This is a genomic window from Bradyrhizobium sp. Kon10 (assembly GCF_055807395.1).
In genome coordinates this window covers 36,708-57,643 of the sequence record NZ_JBVVOZ010000038.1, presented here as the reverse complement: position 1 = coordinate 57,643, position 20,936 = coordinate 36,708, and the positions used below count along the sequence as shown (strand labels likewise).

The following is a 20,936-nucleotide window of genomic DNA, read 5'->3' as shown; positions in this document are numbered from 1 at the left end:
TCAACTCCAGCCCATCGCGGAGGCCGCCTGACGCTAAACCATTACCTGTTTCTTCCTAGCGAAGCGAAGCAATCCAGAATCTCTCCGCTGAGGGATTGTGGATTGCTTCGTCGCGAAGGGCTCCTCGCAATGACGATGTGGAAGCACGGCGCCCGTCACCACCATCCCGGCGTCAACCGTCCAATTATCCGCCCTGCGGAATCACCCGTCCGCTCGCATGAGCGGTCCGCCCCCACCGCACGCCCCTGCAATAGACTTTTCCCGACCCGGGCGGCATCCTGCCGTGATCAGCGATAACACAGCCTGCGGGCCACGCGGGCGGGGGAAACAGAGCATGTTGCAGACACGGTTCACGAAGCTCGTCGGCGTCGAGCACCCGATCGTCCAGGGCGGCATGCAATGGGTCGGGCGCGCCGAGCTGGTCGCCGCCGTTGCCAATGCCGGCGCGCTCGGCTTCATCACGGCGCTGACCCAGCCGACGCCGGAGGACCTCACCAGGGAAATCGCGCGCTGCCGCGACCTCACCGACAAGCCGTTTGGCGTCAATCTCACCATTCTGCCCGCGATCAAGCCGCCGCCTTATGCCGAATATCGCGCCGCTATCATCGAGAGCGGTATCACGGTGGTCGAGACCGCCGGCAACAAGCCGCAGGAGCATGTCGACGAATTCAAGAAGAACGGCGTCAAGGTCGTGCACAAATGCACCAGCGTCCGCCACGCGCTTTCCGCCGAGCGCATGGGCGTCGACGCCATCTCGATCGACGGTTTCGAGTGCGCCGGCCACCCGGGTGAGGACGACACGCCCGGCCTGATCCTGATCCCGGCCGCCGCCAACAAGGTCAAGATCCCGATGATCGCTTCCGGCGGCTTTGCCGACGCCCGCGGCCTCGTCGCCGCGCTGGCGCTCGGCGCCGAGGGCATCAACATGGGGACACGCTTCATGGCCACCAAGGAGAGCCCGATCCACCAGCTCATCAAGGAGAAGATCGTCGCCAACGACGAGCGCGAGACCGAGCTGATCTTCCGCACCATGCGCAACACCTCGCGGGTCGCCCGGAACGAGATCTCGACCAAGGTGGTCGCCATGGAGAAGGAAGGCGCCAAGTTCGAGGACATCCGCGAACTCGTCGCCGGCGCCCGCGGCAAGATGGTCTACGCCACCGGCAATTCGGACGAAGGCATCTGGTCGGCCGGCCAGGTGCAGGGCCTGATCCACGACATCCCGAGCTGCGGCGAGCTGATCTCCCGCATCGTGCGCGAGGCGGAAGCCATCATCCGCAGCCGGCTCGAGGCAATGATCGTTCATCCACAACGCGAAGCGGCGGAATAATCACTGCAACAAGCGAGAGCAATTCATGAAGGCTTATGTCTACGGCCCTGACGGCGCTCAGATTTCCGACGTCGCTCAACCAACGCCTAAAGGCACGCAGGTGCTGGTCCGGGTCCGCGCCTGCGGGCTGAACCGCGCCGATACCGGCATGCGCAAGGGCCACGCCCATGGCGCGGCCGGCGGCGCCGGCACCGTGCTCGGCATGGAATGGGCTGGCGAAGTCGCCGAGCTCGGGTCCGACGCGAAGGGCGTCAAGATCGGCGACCGCATCATGGGCTCGGGCGGCGCGGCGTTCGCCGAATACACGCTGGCCGACCACGGCCGGCTGTTCCGCGCGCCCTCGAACATGAATTTCGAGGAGGCCGCCACCCTCCCCGTCGCGCTTGCGACCATGCACAACGCGGTCGTCACTGTGGGCGGCGTGCAGCCGGGGCAAGCCGTGCTGGTCCAGGGCGCGAGCTCCGGGGTCGGCCTGATGGCGATGCAGATCGCCAAGCTCAAGGGCGCCAGACTTGTGATCGGCTCCTCGACCGATGCCTATCGCCGCGGCCGACTCACGGAATATGGCGCCGACCTCGCCGTCGACTCCACCGACCCCAAATGGGTCGACGAGGTGCTGAAAGTGACGAACGGCGAAGGCGTCGACCTCATCGTCGACCAGGTCTCCGGCAAAGTCGCCAACCAGAACCTTGCCGCGAGCAGGATCAAGGGCCGCATCGTCAATGTCGGCCGGCTCGGCGGCACCCATGCCGACTTCAACTTCGACCTGCATGCGGCGCGCCGCATCAGCTATATCGGCGTGACCTTCCGCACCCGCACCATCGAAGAGGTCCGCGAGATCTTCGAGGAGGTCCGCAAGGACATCTGGGGCGCGGTCGAGTCGCGCAAGCTGCAACTGCCGATCGACAAGGTGTTCGCATTCGCCGACATCGACAAGGCGTTCGAGCACATGGAGGCGAACAAGCATCTGGGGAAGATTGTGGTGACCATGCCGTAGCGGTCGTTCCGGGGCGGTGTTGTAGGGTGGGCAAAGGCGCGTAGCGCCATGCCCACCAACAGTGTCTCCTGATCAACGGTTTGCGGTGGGCACGCTAGCTTTGCCCACCCTACGAGACCTGTCCTTGACCACCAGAAATGACACCAACGACAGTCCCGCTCCTGCAAATCACTCGCGACTACGCCTGTGGATCATCGCTTGATGTTCACCCGGGGACTGCTAAATCCCCGCCATGAGCGCACAGCACAGCAAGACATCGGTCGCGGCAGTCTCAATCCTTGCCAGCGGCGGCATGGCGGCGGCCAAATTCGTGGTCGGCGTCGCGATCGGCTCACTGGCGCTGATTTCGGAAGCCCTGCACTCCTCGGTCGACCTGGTTGCGACCATCATCACCTGGGCGGTGGTGCGGGTCTCGGACAAGCCGGCGGACGACGAGCATCATTACGGCCACGGCAAGCTGGAAAGCATCTCGGCGCTCGGGGTCACTGCCCTACTCTACGTGCTGGCGGGCGGCATCCTCGTTGAGGCCTATAGCCGGTTGCGCGAGGGAACCCCGCCACCGACGATCTCGGCCGTGCCGTTCGTCGTGCTGGTGATCGACATCGTGGTCAATCTCTGGCGCGCCCGTGCGCTCCACCGTGCCGCACGAGAGACACGGAGCCAGGCGCTGGCCGCAGACGCCTTGCATTTCGCCTCCGACGTCATGGGCTCGTTCGCTGTGATCATCGGTCTCGTCCTGGCCGGTCTCGGCTTCTGGTGGGGCGACGCCGCGGCGGCCGCGGCCGTCGCCGTGATGATCGCGGCTCTCGGCCTGCGCATGGCGGGCTCGACGGTGCAGACGCTGGTCGATCGCGCACCGGAGGGCGCACAGGAGAAGGCCACGGCCGCGATCGGCGGCGTGCCCGGCGTGATCGACGTCGAGCGGCTGCGGGTGCGCATGGTCGGCGCGACCACCTTCATCGACGCCATCGTAAAGGTGCCGCGGACCTATCCGATCGACCGCGTCGAGGAGATCAAGCGCAAGGCGCAAGCAGCCGTGGACAAGGCGTTCGGCGATGCCGACCTCACCTTCACTGCCGTGCCGGTCGCGCGCGACAACGAGACCGTGCGCGATCGCATCATGGTGATCGCGCATAATTCGGGGCTCGCCGTTCACCACGTCACGGTACACGAGTTGGGTACGATTCAAGACTCGGGCGGCAAGCTGATCGTCAGCATCGACCTCGAGGTCGGCGCCGAGATGCAGCTCGATGCCGCCCATGAGGTTGCCAACACGCTGGAGCGCAATATCCAGGAAGAGTTCGGCGCGGACGTCGAGGTCGACGTCCATATCGAGCCCCTGGAACCGGAACTGCCGTTCGGCGTCGATGCCGGGCCGGAACGGGTGCAAACCATCGCAACAGCGCTCACCGAATACGCCGCCGGCAGCGAAATCCACGACATTCATAATGTGCGCGTGCGCAACACCGATGCCGGCGAGATCGTCAATTTCCACTGCCGCGCCGCGCCGTCGATGAGCGTGATCAAGGTGCACGAGCATGTCGACGCGATCGAGCGCGCGCTGCGCCGCGCTTTTCCAAGCGTGAAGCGCGTCATCAGCCACGCCGAGCCGCCGCGCGCATGATGCAGAAGGTGCGACGAGTCGCACGTTCTCGTTTCGGACTCATCGCAAACGTAGTCGTACGGATAATGCGCGTGCGAAGTCTTCATTGGATAAGAATTATTTCGCGTTAACGTTTCGTTGACTCTCGACAGCCTGCGCAAACTGGATTCAAATCGCTGTGATTCGAAAGCGATGTGGGGCTGCTTTCGGACAAGTATTGCAAGCAGGTTTTCAGGGGGCCGAAGGCATGGCGCGCGCAGACGCCGCGAACGCGTGCGTCCAATCCGATTCGATCAAAGGATTGGCGCAATCGATCGCGAAACCTGCCTATCATAGGCTCCTGATCGCGGAGCCGGCGCTGCGCCGCGCCGTGCCCACGCTCATCATCGCCTTCCTCATCACGATCTGTCTCGGCGCCTTCGTCCAGGTCGTCGACCAGACGCGGCAGAAGCGGCTGGTGATCCAGAACGACATCTCGATGCTTGCCGAACTGCTCGCCGAGCGCATCGACCGCCTCACCTCGTCCCGCGCGGAGCGGCTGAAGAGCATCGAGAACCTGCCGATCTTGCTGTCCGACATGATCCCGTCCCGGGCCAGAGTCTCGGGCCGCCACGTTGTCGTCACCTCGGCCGGCATCGAACGCCGCGTCCTCGCCCGCATTCCGATCGACAGCGATCCCTCGGGCAATGACCATCTGCTCGATGCGATCACCACGGCACAGCTGCTCGCGGCGCCACCGCGCGACAATGACGTCTCCAACATGACACTGCCGGACGGCAACGCCGCGCTCGCGACCTCACGGCCGATCAAGTCGCTGCCGGGACTCGTCACCGTGATCCAGGAGCGCAACGAGCCGATCTGGGGTTCGGACGCCGCGCTCTCGGTGACGCTGTCGGCGACCACCGGCTTCGTCGTCCTCATCCTCGGCTTCGCCTTCCACTGGCAATCGACCCGGGCCCGCGAAGGCGATCTGATCAACGACGCCGTGCGCGGCCGCATCGACACCGCGCTCAACCGCGGCCGCTGCGGCCTGTGGGACTGGGATCTGTCGCGCGGCCGGATTTTCTGGTCGCAATCGATGTTCTCGATGCTCGGGCTCGACGGCCGCAACGAGCTCCTCACCTTCGGCGAAGTCAACGCGCTGGTGAAGTCCGACGACATCGACCTGTTCGCGATCGCCGACCAGCTCATCTCCGAGAAGATCGACCATATCGACCAGACGTTCCGCATGCAGCATGTCGACGGCCATTGGATCTGGCTCCGCGTCCGCTGCGAGCGGACGCACGGGGCGGGCGATGCCGGCGTGCACCTGATCGGCATCGCGGTCGACATCACCGAGCAGAAGAGCCTCGCCGAGAGGACCGTGGAAGCCGATTTGCGCCTGCGCGACGCGATCGAGACCATTCCGGAAGCCTTCGTGCTGTGGGACGCGAGCGACCGCCTGGTGCTCTGCAACTCGCACTTCCAGCGCCTGCACAAGCTGCCGGACTCGGCCGTCATTCCGGGCACGTCCTATGAAACCGTGCTCGAAGTCGGCCGCATGCCGGAGGTCCGCACCCGCCACAACGAGACCGCAACCCAAGGCCCGGGTGCGCGTACCTTCGAGGCCCAGCTCGACGACAGCAGCTGGCTGCACATCAGCGAGCGCCGCACCAAGGACGGCGGCTACGTCTCGGTCGGCACCGACATCACCCGCATCAAGGAGCACGAGCAGAAGCTCGTCGACAACGATCTGCGCCTGCGCGCCACCGTGATCGACCTGAAGCGCTCCCAGGCGGCGCTGGAACGCCAGACCAACGAGCTCGCCGACCTGGCCGAGAAGTATCAGCGCGAAAAGACCCGGGCCGAGGAAGCCAACCAGACCAAGTCGAAATTCCTCGCCAATATGAGCCACGAGCTGCGCACGCCGCTGAATGCGATCATCGGCTTCTCCGAGATCATGGGCTCAGGCATGTTCGGCGAGCTGGGCTCGGAGAAGTACCAGGAATACTGCCACGACATCCTGACCAGCGGCCACTATCTGCTCGAGGTCATCAACGACGTCCTCGACATGTCCAAGATCGAAGCCGGTCGCATGAAGCTCGACATGGAAGAGCTCGATCTGGCGCAGACACTCGCGGAATCCCTGCGTGTCGTCTCCGGCCGCGCCCACGACAAGCACCTGACGCTCGATGCCGACATCGAGACCTCCATCTCGGTCGTCGCCGACCGCCGCGCGACCAAGCAGATCATCGTCAACCTGCTCTCGAACGCGGTGAAGTTCACCCCCGATGGCGGACGCATCGTGGTGCGCGGCCGCCAGCTCGAGGACAGGATCGTGCTGATGATCGCCGACACCGGCATCGGCATCGCACAACACTCGCTGGCGCGGTTGGGGCGTCCGTTCGAGCAGGTCGAGAGCCAGCTCACCAAGACCTATCACGGCTCCGGCCTTGGCCTGGCGATCGCGCGCTCGTTGGCCCAACTCCACGGCGGCTCGATGCGGCTGCGCTCCAAGCTCGACGTCGGCACCGTCGTCCGCGTGACCCTGCCGCGCGACGCGATCAAGGCGGTAGCCGGAATTTCCGCTGCGGCCTGAGGCCTAGAGCGCGATGAGATGAAGCTCGATCGCTGCAAAGACGCAGGTGTGCTCCCTCGCCCGCTTGCGGGAGAGGGTCGGAGAGAGGGTGGTTCCGCAATGGGACAATCTCCGAGGAGAAAGCCCTCACCCGGCGCTTCGCGCCGACCTCTCCCGCAAGCGGGAGAGGTGAAAGAGCCGCGGCAATCGATTCAACCAAACACGTTCCGCTTTAGGATTGCAGCGTTGGTGCCACTTCGCGGGCGACATTGACCAGGGCCGCGATCAGCGGCGTCATCGGATCGCGCTGCGGGATCACGAGGCCGATGCTGTAATTGACTTCGGGATCGACGATGGGGATCGAGCGGACCTTGTCGGAAAGGCCGAGCGTCTCGGCGAGCTTGGCCGGCATCACGCTCGCCCAGCGTCCGGTCTTGACATGCGTGTACAGCACGAGCAGCGAGTTCGAGGTCAGGGTCGGGGTCGCCTCCGCGCCGACGGAGCGCAGCGCGCGGTCGATGATGCGGCGGTTCTGCATGTCGGGCGTCAACAGGCACAGCGGCACCTGCCCGACCTCGGTCCATGTCACGGACTCGCGATCGCCGAACATCGCATCCGGCGCGGTCAGCAGGCGATAGCTCTCGTTGTAGAGCGGAATGGTGCGCACCTTGCCGATCGGCTCGTTCTCGATATAGGTCAGCCCCGCATCGACCTCGAGATTTTCCAGCAGTCCCAGCACCTCCGATGAGGTCGTCGACTGGATGCGGAAACGCACATCGGGATGCTTGGCGCGGAACGGCGTCGTCAACGCGGCGACCATGCCGAGCACGGTCGGGATCGCCGCGATGCGGATCTCGCCGGACAGCTTTTCCTTCAGCGAATTGATTTCCTGGCGCATCGCCCGGGCGTCGCCCACGATCCGCCGCGCCCAGTCCAGCGCCCGCTCGCCTTCGGGCGTGAAGCCCTGAAAGCGGGAGCCGCGCTCGACCAGCATCACGCCGAGAATTTCCTCAAGCTGCTTCAACCCGGTCGACATGGTCGGCTGGGTCACGCCGCAGGCTTCCGCCGCGCGCCCGAAATGCCGCTCCTTCGCCAGCGCCAGCAGTAGTTCAAGCTTGTCGAGCAACCGTGCATCCCCTCGAATTCTGACGTGGCACACAAGCTAGCACGCCTCACCCCTGCCAACACCTGAAAACCGGGCGGCGGATCGGCCACGATTGCGATTTCATATCGATCGATTGCACCGGTCAATCGATCTGAATCCGCAATCGCAGCATGAGACAGCTTTATTGATCTTCGAACGATTCCAAATAGTTTACGGCGAAGAAACGCTCTGGTTGAGAACGAACAATGACAGCGATTGACGAGCCTTGTTACGAATCTTATTACGAGCTTTGGGACGAGACGCGCGGCGCCGAGATCATCGCCGACCATGCCGGCCAAGAGGGCGCGACGCTGGTCGTTCTGCATGCGCTTCAGCAGGCATTCGGCTACGTGCCGCAGGCCGCCATTCCCATGGTCGCGCAAGCACTCAATCTGTCGCGCGCCGAGGTGCATGGCGTGTTCACGTTCTATCATGATTTTCGGCACAAGCCGGCCGGCCGCCATGTGCTGAAGCTTTGCCGCGCGGAGGCCTGTCAGGCCGCGGGCGGGGATATGCTGGCTGCCCGCGCCGAAGCGAAGCTCGGCATCTCGCTCGGCAATACCACCGCGGACGATCGCGTCACGCTGGAGCCGATCTATTGCCTCGGACTATGCGCGACCGCGCCGTCCGCGATGCTCGACGGTCGCCTCGTCGGGCGGCTCGACGACAAGCGGCTCGATGCGCTGCTGGCGGAGGCGCAACGATGAAGATGCGGATATTCGTTCCTCGCGACGCGGCTGCGATCGCGGTCGGCGCCAATGAAATCGTCACGGCATTCGAGCAGATCGCGGAGCAGCGCGGCCTCCCGATCGAGATCGTCAGGACCGGCTCGCGCGGGCTTTGCTGGCTGGAGCCGATGGTCGAGGTGGCGACCCCTGCGGGCCGCGTCGCCTACGGCCCGGTGACCCCGGAGGATGTCGCCTCCGTGCTCGAGTCGATGGCGAGCAACCGACCGCATCCGCTGCGGCTTGGCGTCGCCGACGAAATCCTCTGGCTCAAGCGCCAGACCCGCCTCACCTTCGCCCGCTGCGGCGTGATCGACCCGCGCTCGCTCGACGATTATCGCGCCCATGGCGGCTACAAGGGCCTGCAACGCGCGCTGTCGCTCGGCTCGGACACGATCCTGAACGAAGTGACTGCGTCCGGCCTGCGCGGCCGCGGCGGCGCCGGCTTTCCGACCGGCATCAAATGGAAGACGGTCGCCCAGACCAAGGCGGATCGAAAGTTCGTCGTCTGCAACGCCGACGAAGGCGACAGTGGCACTTTTGCGGACCGTATGATCATGGAAGGCGATCCCTTCCTGGTCATCGAGGGCATGACGATCGCCGCGATCACGGTTGGCGCGACCAAGGGCTACATCTACATCCGCAGCGAATATCCGCACGCGGTCGCAGCGATGAAGGCCGCCATCCAGGTTGCAAAGCGCGGCGGCTATCTCGGCGACAAGATCGGCGGCTCCACATCCAGCTTCGATCTCGACGTGCGCGTCGGCGCCGGCGCTTACGTTTGCGGCGAAGAGACCTCGCTGCTGGAAAGTCTGGAAGGCCGCCGTGGCCTCGTGCGCGCAAAACCGCCGCTGCCGGCGCATCACGGCCTGTTCGGCAAGCCGACCGTCATCAACAACGTGCTGTCGTTCGCGGCCGTCCCCTTCGTCCTCACCGAGGGCGCCAAGGCCTATGCCGATTTCGGCATGGGCCGTTCGCGCGGCACGATGCCGATCCAGCTCGCCGGCAACATCCGCCAGGGCGGGCTGTTCGAAACCGCGTTCGGCGTGACGCTCGGCGATCTCGTCGACGACATCGGCGGCGGCACATTGACCGGCCGTCCCGTCCGCGCGGTGCAGGTCGGCGGCCCGCTCGGCGCTTATTTTCCGCGCGCGCTGTTCGACACGCCGTTCGATTACGAGGCGTTTGCGGCGCGCGACGGCCTAATCGGCCATGGCGGCATCGTCGTGTTCGACGACAGCGTCGACATGCGCAAGCAGGCGCGTTTCGCGATGGAGTTCTGCGCCGTCGAATCCTGCGGCAAGTGCACGCCGTGCCGGATCGGCTCGACTCGCGGCGTCGAAACCATCGAGAAGATCATCCGCGGCGAGCGGGTGAGCGAGAACATCGCGCTCGTCGAGGACCTCTGCAACACCATGAAATTCGGCTCGCTCTGCGCGCTCGGCGGCTTCACGCCCTACCCCGTGCTGAGCGCATTGAAGCATTTCCGGGAAGATTTCGCACCCGTGCCGACCACGCTTCAGGCCGCCGAATAGGAGAACGACAATGTCTCTGATCCAAGAACTCGACTTCGGCACGCCACGCTCGACATCGGAAATCATGGTGACGCTGACCATCGACGGCAAAGAGGTCAGCGTGCCCGAGGGCACTTCGATCATGCGTGCCGCGATGGAGGCTGGCCACCAGATCCCGAAGCTCTGCGCGACCGACATGGTCGACGCGTTCGGCTCCTGCCGCCTCTGCGTCGTCGAGATCGAGGGCCGCGCCGGCACGCCGGCCTCCTGCACCACGCCGGTGATGCCCGGCCTGGTCGTGCACACCCAGAGCGAACGGCTGAAGAAGCTGCGCAAGGGCGTGATGGAGCTCTATATCTCTGACCATCCGCTCGACTGTCTCACCTGTAGCGCCAATGGCGACTGCGAATTACAGGACATGGCCGGCGCCGTCGGCCTGCGCGACGTCCGCTACGGCTATGACGGCGAGAATCATGTGTTCGCCAAATCCCATGGCAAGTCTCATGGCGAGGTCAACGCCGCCTGGATGCCGAAGGACGACTCCAACCCCTACTTCACTTACGATCCTTCGAAGTGCATCGTCTGCTCGCGCTGCGTCCGCGCCTGCGAGGAGGTGCAAGGCACCTTCGCGCTGACGATCTCGGGCCGCGGCTTCGACAGCCGCGTCTCGCCCGGGATGAGCGAAAGCTTCCTCGGCTCGGAATGCGTGTCCTGCGGCGCCTGCGTGCAGGCCTGCCCGACCGCGACGCTGACGGAAAAGTCGGTGATCGAGATCGGCCAGCCCGAGCATTCGGTGGTCACCACCTGCGCCTATTGCGGTGTCGGCTGTACCTTCAAGGCGGAAATGCGCGGCGAGGAGGTCGTGCGCATGGTGCCTTACAAGGACGGCAAGGCCAATCGCGGCCATTCCTGCGTCAAGGGCCGCTTCGCCTGGGGCTACACCAACCACAAGGAACGCATTCTCAAGCCGATGATCCGCGAACGGATCGAGGATCCCTGGCGCGAAGTGTCATGGGATGACGCGTTCGCGTTCGCCGCCGACAGGATGCGTGGCATCCAGCAAAAATACGGCCGCGACGCCATCGGCGGCATCACTTCGTCGCGCTGCACCAATGAAGAGACCTATCTGGTGCAGAAGCTGATCCGCGCCGGCTTCGGCAACAACAATGTCGACACCTGCGCCCGGGTCTGCCATTCGCCGACCGGCTATGGCCTGTCGGTCACCTTCGGCACCTCGGCCGGTACGCAGGATTTCGACTCCGTCGAGCAGACCGACGTGGTCGTGGTCATCGGCGCCAATCCGGCGTCTGCTCATCCCGTCTTCGCTTCGCGCCTGAAGAAACGGCTGCGCCAGGGCGCCAAGCTGATCGTGATCGATCCGCGCCGCACCGAGATGGTGGAATCGCCGCATGTGAAGGCGCTGCACCTACCCTTGATGCCCGGCACCAACGTCGCGGTGATGACCGCGATCGCCCATGTCATCGTCACCGAAGGCCTCGTCGACGAAGCCTTCGTGCGCGAGCGCTGCGACTGGAGCGAGTTCGAGGAATGGGCCGCCTTCGTCGCCCAGCCCAACAACAGCCCGGAAGCGACCGCGATCCTGACCGGGGTCGATCCGAACGATCTGCGCGAAGCCGCCCGCGTCTACGCCACCGGCGGCAACGGCGCGATCTATTACGGCCTCGGCGTCACCGAGCACAGCCAGGGCTCGACCACGGTGATCGCGATCGCCAATTTGGCGATGGCGACAGGCAATATCGGCCGTCCCGGTGTCGGCGTGAACCCGCTGCGCGGCCAGAACAACGTGCAGGGCTCCTGCGACATGGGCTCGTTTCCGCACGAGCTGCCCGGCTATCGCCACATCTCGGGCGATGCCGTGCGCGACCAGTTCGAAGCGCTGTGGAACGTCAAGCTCAACCCGGAGCCGGGGCTGCGCATTCCCAACATGTTCGATGCCGCGGTCGAGGGCACGTTCATGGGACTCTACGTCCAGGGCGAGGACATCCTGCAATCCGATCCCAACACCAAGCATGTAGTCGCGGCGCTGTCGGCGATGGAATGCGTCATCGTGCACGACCTGTTCCTGAACGAGACCGCGAACTACGCCCATGTGTTCCTGCCCGGCTCGAGCTTCCTCGAAAAGGACGGCACCTTCACCAATGCCGAACGCCGCATCCAGCGCGTGCGCAAGGTGATGACGCCGAAGAACGGCATGGCGGACTGGGAGGTCACGATCGGCCTTGCCAGGGCGATGGGCTATGAGATGACCTATGGCCACCCGTCCGAGATCATGGACGAGATCGCGGCGCTGACGCCGACCTTCGCTGGGGTCTCCTACGCCAAGCTCGATGAGCTCGGTTCGGTACAGTGGCCCTGCAACGAAAAGGCGCCGGAGGGCACGCCGGTGATGCACATCGACGGCTTCGTCCGCGGCAAGGGCAAATTCATCGTCACAGAGTATATCGCCACCGACGAGCGCACCGGCCCGCGCTTTCCGCTGCTGCTCACGACGGGGCGCATCCTCAGCCAGTACAATGTCGGGGCGCAGACAAGGCGCACCGAGAACGTGGTCTGGCATGCCGAGGACCGGCTGGAGATCCATCCGCACGACGCCGAGCAGCGCGGCGTGCGCGACCGCGACTGGGTGCGGCTGCAGAGCCGCGCGGGCGAAACCACGCTGCGCGCGGAGATCACCGACCGGGTCGCGCCGGGCGTGGTCTACACCACCTTCCATCATCCGGACACGCAGGCCAATGTGATCACGACCGACTATTCGGACTGGGCGACCAACTGCCCCGAATACAAGGTCACGGCGGTGCAGATCTCGCCCTCGAACGGCCCGTCCGATTGGCAAAAGACCTACGATGCGCAGGCGCGGCACTCCCGCCGTATCGCGCCGGCCGAAGCCGCGGAATAACCGCATGCACGTGCCGGTCCAGCCCATCGACCGCGAAATTTTTCGCGACGGCGTCGCGTCCGAAGGGACGCGGCTGATCCCTGAGGAGACCCCGCTCGCGCTGACCTACAATGGCGGCACCTACGCCGTCATGATGGCGACGCCGCAGAATCTGGAAGACTTTGCCGTCGGCTTCAGCCTGGACGAAGGCGTCGTCAAATCGATCGATGAGATCCGGTCGCTCGAAGTCGTCCGTCTCGATCATGGCATCGAGCTGCGGATGTGGCTGGCCTCAGAGGATGCAGGACGCATCAGCGAGCGCCGGCGCCACATTGCCGGCCCGACCGGCTGCGGCATCTGCGGCATCGACTCGATTGCAGAAGCCGTGCGGCCAGCGGCCGCCGTGCCGCAGGGGCAGACCTTCACGCCCGAGCAGATCATGACGGCCATGCAGGCGATCGCTCCCCTGCAATCTATCAACGTGCAAACCCGCGCCGTTCACGCCGCCGCGTTCTGGTCGCCTGAGGGCGGCATCGTGGCGCTGCGCGAGGATGTCGGCCGCCATAACGCGCTCGACAAGCTCGCGGGCTCGCTGGCACGCAGCCGCACCGTTGCGAGCGGCGGTCTGGTGCTGCTGACGAGCCGGGTCTCGGTCGAGATGGTGCAGAAGGCCGCCGCGATCGGCGCGCCGGTGATGGTCGCGGTCTCCGCCCCCACTGCGCTCGCCGTCCGCACCGCGGATGCCGCCGGGATCACGCTGGTCGCGATTGCGCGACAAGACGGGTTCGAAGTGTTTACCCATGGCAGCCGCATCGTCGCGCGCCATGCCACGGAGGTTGCCGATGTCGCCTGACCGATTGATCTACATGGCCAACCAGATCGGTACGTTCTTCCGCAGCCAGGGCCACGACAAGGCCGTGCCGGGGATCGCCGAGCACATCAAGAAATTCTGGGATCCCCGGATGAAGCGCGCGATCTTCGCTCATGTCGATGCGGGCGGTGCGGGACTTGAGCCGAACGTGCGCGAAGCCCTCACATCGCTGAAGCAGGCTACTTCCCTTCCAGCAGCACGCTGAACACCCGCCGCACCTCGCTCTGCGTCTCCTTGACGCGCGCCTCAAGCGAGGAGAAGTCCGGCGCATCGCCGGCGCGCGCCATCACGCGTTGAAGGTCGATGCCGGCGGTATCCGGCTTGAAGCGATCGCTGACACAGAGCCGCAGGATCTGCGTCAGATCGTGATAGAGCCGCGCAGCCGCGCGCAGGATCTCGGCTTCCGAGTGCGGCAGCAGGCCGAGCCTGGCAGCATTCTCCAGCACCTGCACCGTGCTGACGTCGAGAATCCCCGGCTTGTCGTGCGCGTGCACGAGCTGCAGATATTGCGCGATGAAGTCGATATCGACCATGCCGCCGGCGGCATATTTGAGATCCCAATGGTCGGTCTCGCCCTTCTCCTGCGCGATCGCGCGCCGCATGTCGGCGACATCCGTGGCAATGACCAACGGGTCGCGGCGGCGGGTCAGGACCTCGCGGATGATCTGTTCGATGCGCTCGCGGAATTCGGGGGACGCCGACACCACGCGCGCACGCGTCAGCGCCATGTGCTCCCAGGTCCAGGCCTCGTTGGCCTGGTAGTCCGCGAACGAAACGAGGCTCGACGCCACCGGGCCGGCACGCCCCGAGGGGCGCAGCCGCATGTCGATCTCGTAGAGCACGCCGTAATTGGTGCGCGTGGTGAAGGCACTGATCAGGCGCTGGGTGAGGCGGGCAAAATAATGCGCACCCTGGAGCGATTTCGGCCCGTCGGAATCCGGGTCATCGCTATCGAAATCATAAAGCAGGATCAGGTCGAGATCGGAGGACGCCGTCATCTCGCGGCCGCCGAGCCGGCCCATGGCGATGATCGCGGTCTCCTGCCCCTTGATCCGCCCGTGCTGGGCGGCGAAGCGATCGGCGACCAGCCCATGCACGGTATGGACGATGCCTTCGGCGACATCGGCAAAGGCCGTGCTTGCCTGTTGCGCCGAGACGGTGCCAGAGAGGATGCGGGTGCCGATCAGGAACAGGCTCTCTTGGCCGAACAGACGCAAACGATCGAGAAATTCCTCGTAGGAGCCTGCGTCCTGGACCGTGGCCGCCAGCCGCACCGACAATTCCCGCCGGTCCGGCATCGCGCCGAAGAAGCGCGGATCAATCAAGCCGTCCATGAGCTGCGGCTGCCGCGCCAGCATCTCGCCAAGCCGGGGGGCGGCGCCCAGCACCAGGGCCACCAGCGCCACGAGATCGCGGTTCTGGCCGAGCAGCGTGATCAATCGACCACCACGTTGAAGCGCGCTGAGGAAATGATCGAACGCCACGACCGCGCGGTCGGGCTCTTCGGCATGCGCGAGCCCGTCAATCAGCGCCGGCACGAACTCGACGAAGGCGCTGCGCGTCTGCTCGTTGCGGAACACGCGATAGTCGCCGCTGATCCACTCGCGCACGGTCTGCGCGACGGCGGCGGGCTTCTTGAATCCGAGCGTCGTCAGGTGCTGGAGCAGGCGCGGATCATCGCGGCCGGCGTGGTAGTCGAGGGCCGGCAGACTTGCCGTTCCGGCCGGGTCGTCGCCCTCGAACAGCTTTTCGTAATGCCCTTGGACGATTTCAAGCTGGCGCAACAGGTCACGGGCGAAAGTCTCGCGGTTCTCGTAGCCGAAGAACCGGGCGAAGCGCTCGACCGCCTGCTTGTCGTCGGGCAAGGCATGGGTCTGCTCGTCGGCGATCATCTGGAGCCGGTGCTCGACCCGGCGGAGGAATTCATAGGCCCTGGTCAATTCCTCGCGCGCTTCAAAGGTGATCCAGTTGCTGGCGGCGAGCACGTCGAGTGCGATGAGCGTCGGCCGCACCCGCAGCTCCGGATGGCGCCCGCCGGCGATCAGCTGCTGCGTCTGCGCGAAAAACTCGATCTCGCGGATGCCGCCGCGGCCGACCTTGACGTTGTGGCCTTCGACTGCGATCTCGCTCTGACCGCGATAGGTCTGCATCTGCCGCTTCATGTCGTGGACGTCGGCGAGCGCGGCGAAGTCGAGATGCTTACGCCAGACGAAGGGGGAGATTTCGGCGAGCAGCGCTTCGCCCGCCCTGGGATCGCCGGCACAGGCATGCGCCTTGATCATCGCGGCGCGCTCCCAGGTGCGCCCTTCCCGCTCGTAATAGTGCAGCGCCGCGTCGCGGGAGATCGCGACCTGGGTCGAGGACGGATCGGGGCGCAGGCGCAGATCGACCCGGAAGACATAGCCGTCATAGGTGCGCTGCTGGAGAATGCGCGCCATCGCTTGCGTCACCCGGACGAAGAACGGCTGCGGCTCGATGTCGGGCGCCAGTGTCGTGTTATCAGAATCGAAGAACACGATCAGATCGATGTCGCTGGAATAGTTCAGCTCGCCCGCACCCATCTTGCCCATCGCGAGCACGATCAGGCCGCAACCTCTCTCCGGCGCCTCGGGGTCAGGAGGTATGAGCTTGCCGCGTGCGGCTTCCTGCCGCAGCAAATATCGGAGCGCGGCCTGCACCGAGGATACGGCAATGTCAGTCAGTGCCGCCGTCACCCGCATCACCGGCCAGACTCCGCCGATGTCGCACAGCGCGATCAGAAGCGCTGCCTCCGCCTTCATGCGGCGGAGCAGCCGCATCACTTCGGCCTCGTCGCTCGCTGCGAGCACCGCGCCCCTCGCCTCTGCGATCAGCGCGGCCAGATGCGCATCCGGATCGGATTCAAGCAGCCGGATCAGACGCTGCGGATCGGCGCGAACCAGCTCGAAAAGATAGGGCGAAAATTCCGCAATGGCGGCCAGGATATCCCGCGCGAAGCGATGAACCAGCAGCGCTTGAAGACGGGCCAATGGTGCCGGCTCGAGCTCGGCCAGCCAACTTTCAAAGCGTGTTTCGTCGGTTGCGGAAGCGGCAATATGGGGAGCCTCCGCGAAGCGGGCCGCCAGGCTCTCACCATGCTTGTCCGCGTTTCCCGGCGCGGAGTGGTTCATGCCACCTTCTGTGGCACATCCGGTATTGGCGGAGCAACCCTGTCGCCGGCGCCCGCGCGCGCGGGCAGCACCAACGTGGCCACGAGCCCAGGCTGGGCGTCGCCGAGGCGCAATTCGCCGCCATGCAATGTGGCAACGGCCGATGCGAGGCTGAGGCCGAGGCCGGAACCGGGCAGCGTACGGCTCGCCTCGAGCCGCACGAATCGCTCGACGACGTGCTTGCGGTCGCCCTCGGGAATTCCCAGGCCGCGATCGGTGACGCTGAGCAGCACCTGATCGCCCTCGCGCCTTGCCTCGATCGTGATCTGCCGGCTATCCAGGCTGACCACCGTTCCGGCCGTCTGCGCCGCCGGCTTGCCGTATTTGATGGCGTTCTCGACCAGATTGGCAAGCGCCTGACTGATGAGTTCGCGATTGCCGTGAATCGGCGCGGGCTGGCTCTTGACCTTCAAGGTCATGCCGTCGTCTTCGGCCAACGGCTCGTAGAGTTCGTGGATGCCGCCCGCGACATCGGCGGCATCGAAATCATCCATGTTGCCGCGCGCCTGCCCGGACTCCGCGCGCGCGATCATCAGCAGCGCATTGAAGGTGCGGATCAGTCCGTCCGATTCCTCGATGGTGCGTTCCAGTGCGGCGCGGTAGTCGCCCTCGCTGCCCGATTTCGCCAGCGCCTCCTCGGCGCGGTTGCGCAGGCGCGTCAACGGGGTCTTGAGATCGTGGGCAATGTTGTCGGAGACTTCCTTCAGCCCCGCCATCAGCGCTTCGATCCGCTCCAGCATGGCGTTGAGATTTTCGGCGAGGCGATCGAGCTCGTCGCCGCTGCGCCCGACCGGCAGGCGCTCGCTGAGGTCGCCGATCATGATGCGATGCGCGGTGCCGGACATCGCGTCGATGCGCGTCAGCACCCTGCGGGCAACGAAGATGCCGCCACCGAGGCCGAGCACTACGACGATCAGGATCGACCATTGTGCCGCCTTGGCGACGATGCTGAACAAGCGCCGCCGCTCGGCAAGATCGCGGCCAATCAAGAGCCGGAAACCGTTCTCGAGCTCGGTGACGCGTACCAGCGCGCGGTGATCGCGATCATCCGCCTCCTCGATCCGCCGGTAGGCGGTCTCGGTCCAGCCGCGCGTCGCCATCACGCCCGGCGCCAGCGAGCCAACGTTCCCAGCGATCGCCTGGCCGGTCGGGGTGGTCACGAGATAGAGATTGGCGCCCGGTCGCAGCGCGCGGTACTCGATCGTGCGCACGAGGCCGAACATGCCGCGGCGGCCGTAGATCTCGGAGATTTCCGAGGTCTCGGCGTTGACCGTCTGCGTGATCTCCTCGGTGATGAGGCGCCGTGTATTCCAGGCGAAATAGGCCAGCAGCGACGCCGCGAAAATCGCAAACAAAAACAGGTAGACCAGCGTCAGCCGGAATGCCGTGGTGCGGACGAGTTTACCGAATGCCGTCACGGATCATGTACCCGGCGCCGCGGATGGTGTGCAGCAGCGGGCGCTCAAAGCCCTTGTCGATCTTGGAGCGCAGCCGCGAAATGTGCACGTCGATCACGTTGGTCTGCGGATCGAAATGGTAGTCCCAGACGTTCTCCAGCAGCATGGTGCGCGTCACCACCTGGCCGGCATGCTTCATCAGATATTCGAGCAGGCGGAACTCGCGCGGTTGAAGCGTCAGCTCGTCCTTGCCCCGTGCGACGCGATGGGACAGCCGGTCGAGTTCGAGATCGCCGACACGGTAGAGCGTATCCTCGGCCGGACCGCCGCGGCGGCGTGACAGCACCTCGACGCGCGCCAGCAGCTCGGCGAAGGAATAGGGCTTTGGCAGATAGTCGTCGCCACCGGCGCGCAGCCCCTTGATGCGGTCGTCGACCTGACCGAGGGCGGAGAGAATCAGCACCGGCGTCGAGTCGCCCTTGTCGCGAAGCGCGCCGATCAGCGACAGGCCGTCGCGCTTGGGCAGCATGCGGTCGACCACCAGCACGTCGTAATCACCGTTCTCGGCCATGGCGAGGCCTTCCTCGCCGTCGGCGGCGTGGTCGGCAATGTGTCCGACCTCGCGAAACGCCTTCACGAGATAGTCGGCGGATTCGCGGTCGTCTTCGATGATGAGGAGGCGCATCGTGCGTTCGGGGGCGGTCAAGGAGGTCAACCTTCTCTAAACATGGCGCGAGCGGCGATCGCGTGCAAGCCGAGCGACTCCGGCATCGAGAAAAAGGCGGGCGGTGAAGCTGGGGGGACTTCACCGCCCTAGGCCTTCCGACGGAGGGGGGCGTAATTCCACCGGAAGGTAGACATGGGGAGCGTTGCTTCGCTCCCGGGAAGGGCGCCGTCGGCGGGGCGACTGATGCCGGCGACACCCTTGTCTCGCAAGCCTCCTGGGCGTTACCCCTTGGCGAGGGGCACCGCGACGAAGCGCGACTGGCCGCCGCTCTTCACGCGCATCAGGACGCTGTTCTTGTTGTCGGTCTTCGCCGCGTTGATGGCCTCGCGGACATCGCCGGCGGTGCTCACGCTCTTGCCGCCGACTTCGAGAATCACGTCACCTTCCTTGAAGCCGCGTTCGGCCGCAGCGCTCTTCGGGTCGACCTCGGTGACCACGACGCCGTCCTTGCCGGCACCGGCGACGGAATTGGCGGGCGCCACCGTCATGCCGAGCTTCGGCACGTCGGTGCCCTTGCTCGCGCTCTTGCCGCTGTCGTTATCGGTGTCGGCCTTGGCCTCGACCGTGTTGGGCAGCTGACCGAGCGTGAGGTTCACGACCTTGTCCTGCCCCTTGTGCAGCACGTTGAGCTTCACGGTCGCGCCGGGCGCCATGCCGCCGATGGTGCGAGCGAGTTCGCGGGCGTCCTTGACGGATTCGCCGTTGACCGAGGTGATCACGTCGCCGGACTCGATGCCGGCCTTGGCGGCCGGACCGTTCGCCTGCGGCTCCGCCACCAGCGCGCCTTCGGCCTTCTTCATGCCGAGGCTGTCGGCGATGTCGGACGTCACCGGCTGGATCTGCACGCCGATCCAACCGCGGCTGACCGAACCCTTGTCCTTGAGCTGGGCAACCACGCTCTTCACGGTGTTCGCGGGAATCGAGAACGCGATGCCGACGCTACCGCCGGAGGGCGAGTAGATCGCGGTGTTGACGCCCATCACCTCGCCGTCGGTGTTGAAGGCCGGACCGCCGGAATTGCCCTTGTTCACGGGCGCGTCGATCTGGATGAAATCGTCATACGGACCGTTGCCGATGTCGCGGCCGCTCGCCGAGACGATGCCGGCCGTGACGGTGCCACCGAGTCCGAAGGGGTTGCCGACCGCGAGCACCCAGTCGCCGATCCGCGGCTTGCCGTCGGCAAGCTTGGCGAACGGGAAGTTGGAGCCGCCCTCGACCTTGATCAGAGCGAGGTCGGTACGCTGGTCGGTGCCGATCACTTTGGCGGTGTAGGTCTTGCCGTCGTCGGTCGTGACTTCGACCTTGTCGGCGCTGTCGACCACGTGGTTGTTGGTCACGGCATAGCCGTCGGCCGAGATGAAGAAGCCGGAGCCCTGGCCCTGCACGACGCGGCCACGACCACCCTTCAGGCCCGGGAAGCCATCCGGCCCACCGAAGCGGCGGAAAAAGCGTTCCATCGGCGAGCCCGGCTGGAACGGCGAGGACTCGTCGTCGCCGCTGTCATTGCTGGCGGTCTTTTCCTTGATGTTGACCTTCACCGAGATCACCGACGGCTTCACGCGCTCGACGATATCGGCGAAACCGATCGGACGTTCGACCTTCTTGACCTCGTTGTTGACCTGCGCGTGCGCCGGGCTTGAGAACAGGTCGGCAGGCGAGGTCGATGGGCTGAAGCCGTGGACGGCGATCCCGAGACCGGCGACGACCGAAGCCATCAGCGCGATTCTGCGGGCCGAGAAAACCGAGCGGCGGGGCTGCCGGAAGGACGGAAGGTTCGTGAGATCGGGACGGTCAGTCATGCGGAGGTCTCCAGGGCCTTGAAATCCACTTGGTGCCGGTGGGCAGCACCTTACGATCCCCAAGATGGGGGCCGCCGCCTTACCGCGCGCTGGCTGCGGGGTTAAACTTTGGTAATGAAGGCCGCGCTTGCATGCGGCAGTTTATCGCAGGCAAAAAATCGTGCTGCTGCAGGAACTTAATGAGGTTC

Annotated in this window: 14 protein-coding genes; 9 read left to right on the top strand and 5 right to left on the bottom strand. The window is 65.4% G+C overall.

What is annotated here, in order from left to right; translation table 11 throughout:
• Nucleotides 1-334: 334 nt before the first annotated feature.
• The 4 genes from AC0L2O_RS31910 to AC0L2O_RS31895 all read left to right on the top strand — a co-directional run bounded on the left by AC0L2O_RS31910 (nt 335) and on the right by AC0L2O_RS31895 (nt 6,508).
• Nucleotides 335-1,330, top strand: a complete 996-nt coding sequence (locus tag AC0L2O_RS31910; protein WP_473372561.1) for an NAD(P)H-dependent flavin oxidoreductase — start codon at nt 335-337, stop codon at nt 1,328-1,330.
• 25 nt (nt 1,331-1,355) lie between these two features.
• Nucleotides 1,356-2,327, top strand: a complete 972-nt coding sequence (locus AC0L2O_RS31905) for a quinone oxidoreductase family protein (protein ID WP_473372560.1) — start codon at nt 1,356-1,358, stop codon at nt 2,325-2,327.
• A 232-nt stretch (nt 2,328-2,559) separates the two neighbouring features.
• Nucleotides 2,560-3,951: a cation diffusion facilitator family transporter gene (locus tag AC0L2O_RS31900; RefSeq protein WP_473372559.1), complete on the top strand. Its 1,392-nt coding sequence runs from the start codon at nt 2,560-2,562 to the stop codon at nt 3,949-3,951.
• A 226-nt stretch (nt 3,952-4,177) separates the two neighbouring features.
• The gene (locus tag AC0L2O_RS31895) at nt 4,178-6,508 is read left to right on the top strand and encodes a PAS domain-containing sensor histidine kinase (protein WP_473372558.1); all 2,331 of its coding nucleotides are present in this window, start codon (nt 4,178-4,180) and stop codon (nt 6,506-6,508) included.
• 211 nt (nt 6,509-6,719) lie between these two features.
• Here AC0L2O_RS31895 and AC0L2O_RS31890 read toward each other — a convergent pair whose 3' ends face one another.
• Nucleotides 6,720-7,613 carry a LysR family transcriptional regulator gene (locus AC0L2O_RS31890; protein WP_369725042.1) on the bottom strand — a complete coding sequence of 298 codons (894 nt, stop codon included), beginning with the start codon at nt 7,611-7,613 and terminating at the stop codon, nt 6,720-6,722.
• A gap of 224 nt (nt 7,614-7,837) precedes the next feature.
• Between AC0L2O_RS31890 and AC0L2O_RS31885 the strand changes: the two genes are divergently transcribed.
• From AC0L2O_RS31885 to AC0L2O_RS31865, 5 genes are read left to right on the top strand one after another with little or no spacing between them, the layout of a single operon-like run.
• A complete protein-coding gene (locus AC0L2O_RS31885) occupies nt 7,838-8,338 on the top strand; it encodes a formate dehydrogenase subunit gamma (RefSeq protein ID WP_473372557.1) in 501 nt (166 codons plus the stop codon).
• Nucleotides 8,335-9,891, top strand: a complete 1,557-nt coding sequence (locus AC0L2O_RS31880) for a formate dehydrogenase beta subunit (protein WP_473372556.1) — start codon at nt 8,335-8,337, stop codon at nt 9,889-9,891. Before AC0L2O_RS31885 ends, AC0L2O_RS31880 begins: the two co-directional genes overlap by 4 nt.
• A gap of 10 nt (nt 9,892-9,901) precedes the next feature.
• Nucleotides 9,902-12,787, top strand: a complete 2,886-nt coding sequence (gene fdhF, locus AC0L2O_RS31875) for a formate dehydrogenase subunit alpha (RefSeq protein WP_473372555.1) — start codon at nt 9,902-9,904, stop codon at nt 12,785-12,787.
• Nucleotides 12,788-12,791: 4 nt separating this feature from the next.
• The gene (fdhD, locus tag AC0L2O_RS31870; RefSeq protein ID WP_473372554.1) at nt 12,792-13,619 is read left to right on the top strand and encodes a formate dehydrogenase accessory sulfurtransferase FdhD; all 828 of its coding nucleotides are present in this window, start codon (nt 12,792-12,794) and stop codon (nt 13,617-13,619) included.
• Nucleotides 13,609-13,842 carry a formate dehydrogenase subunit delta gene (locus AC0L2O_RS31865; RefSeq protein ID WP_473372553.1) on the top strand — a complete coding sequence of 78 codons (234 nt, stop codon included), beginning with the start codon at nt 13,609-13,611 and terminating at the stop codon, nt 13,840-13,842. The genes fdhD and AC0L2O_RS31865 overlap by 11 nt, the downstream gene beginning before the upstream one ends.
• On the opposite strand, the gene AC0L2O_RS31860 is transcribed toward AC0L2O_RS31865, so the two are convergent.
• From AC0L2O_RS31860 to AC0L2O_RS31845, 4 genes are all read right to left on the bottom strand, one after another.
• Nucleotides 13,817-16,786: a bifunctional [glutamine synthetase] adenylyltransferase/[glutamine synthetase]-adenylyl-L-tyrosine phosphorylase gene (locus tag AC0L2O_RS31860; protein WP_473372552.1), complete on the bottom strand. Its 2,970-nt coding sequence runs from the start codon at nt 16,784-16,786 to the stop codon at nt 13,817-13,819. The genes AC0L2O_RS31865 and AC0L2O_RS31860 overlap by 26 nt on opposite strands.
• On the bottom strand, nt 16,783-18,243 hold the full coding sequence (locus AC0L2O_RS31855) for a sensor histidine kinase (RefSeq protein ID WP_473372551.1): 1,461 nt from the start codon (nt 18,241-18,243) through the stop codon (nt 16,783-16,785). The genes AC0L2O_RS31860 and AC0L2O_RS31855 overlap by 4 nt, the downstream gene beginning before the upstream one ends.
• Entirely contained in the window at nt 18,227-18,907 is a 681-nt protein-coding gene (locus tag AC0L2O_RS31850) for a response regulator transcription factor (RefSeq protein ID WP_282518800.1), read from the bottom strand. Before AC0L2O_RS31850 ends, AC0L2O_RS31855 begins: the two co-directional genes overlap by 17 nt.
• Before the next feature lie 263 nt (nt 18,908-19,170).
• Entirely contained in the window at nt 19,171-20,748 is a 1,578-nt protein-coding gene (locus tag AC0L2O_RS31845) for a Do family serine endopeptidase (protein ID WP_409189447.1), read from the bottom strand.
• Between the last annotated feature and the right edge of the window lie 188 nt (nt 20,749-20,936).

What these genes read in the sequence shown, in the direction of transcription:
- AC0L2O_RS31850 (WP_282518800.1), bottom strand. Translation starts at nt 18,907, where the DNA reads ATGCGCCTCCTCATCATCGAAGACGACCGCGAATCCGCCGACTATCTC.
- AC0L2O_RS31860 (WP_473372552.1), bottom strand. Translation starts at nt 16,786, where the DNA reads ATGAACCACTCCGCGCCGGGAAACGCGGACAAGCATGGTGAGAGCCTG.
- AC0L2O_RS31880 (WP_473372556.1), top strand. Translation starts at nt 8,335, where the DNA reads ATGAAGATGCGGATATTCGTTCCTCGCGACGCGGCTGCGATCGCGGTC.
- fdhF (WP_473372555.1), top strand. Translation starts at nt 9,902, where the DNA reads ATGTCTCTGATCCAAGAACTCGACTTCGGCACGCCACGCTCGACATCG.
- AC0L2O_RS31845 (WP_409189447.1), bottom strand. Translation starts at nt 20,748, where the DNA reads ATGACTGACCGTCCCGATCTCACGAACCTTCCGTCCTTCCGGCAGCCC.
- AC0L2O_RS31905 (WP_473372560.1), top strand. Translation starts at nt 1,356, where the DNA reads ATGAAGGCTTATGTCTACGGCCCTGACGGCGCTCAGATTTCCGACGTC.
- AC0L2O_RS31885 (WP_473372557.1), top strand. Translation starts at nt 7,838, where the DNA reads ATGACAGCGATTGACGAGCCTTGTTACGAATCTTATTACGAGCTTTGG.
- AC0L2O_RS31895 (WP_473372558.1), top strand. Translation starts at nt 4,178, where the DNA reads ATGGCGCGCGCAGACGCCGCGAACGCGTGCGTCCAATCCGATTCGATC.
- AC0L2O_RS31900 (WP_473372559.1), top strand. Translation starts at nt 2,560, where the DNA reads ATGAGCGCACAGCACAGCAAGACATCGGTCGCGGCAGTCTCAATCCTT.
- AC0L2O_RS31865 (WP_473372553.1), top strand. Translation starts at nt 13,609, where the DNA reads ATGTCGCCTGACCGATTGATCTACATGGCCAACCAGATCGGTACGTTC.
- fdhD (WP_473372554.1), top strand. Translation starts at nt 12,792, where the DNA reads ATGCACGTGCCGGTCCAGCCCATCGACCGCGAAATTTTTCGCGACGGC.
- AC0L2O_RS31910 (WP_473372561.1), top strand. Translation starts at nt 335, where the DNA reads ATGTTGCAGACACGGTTCACGAAGCTCGTCGGCGTCGAGCACCCGATC.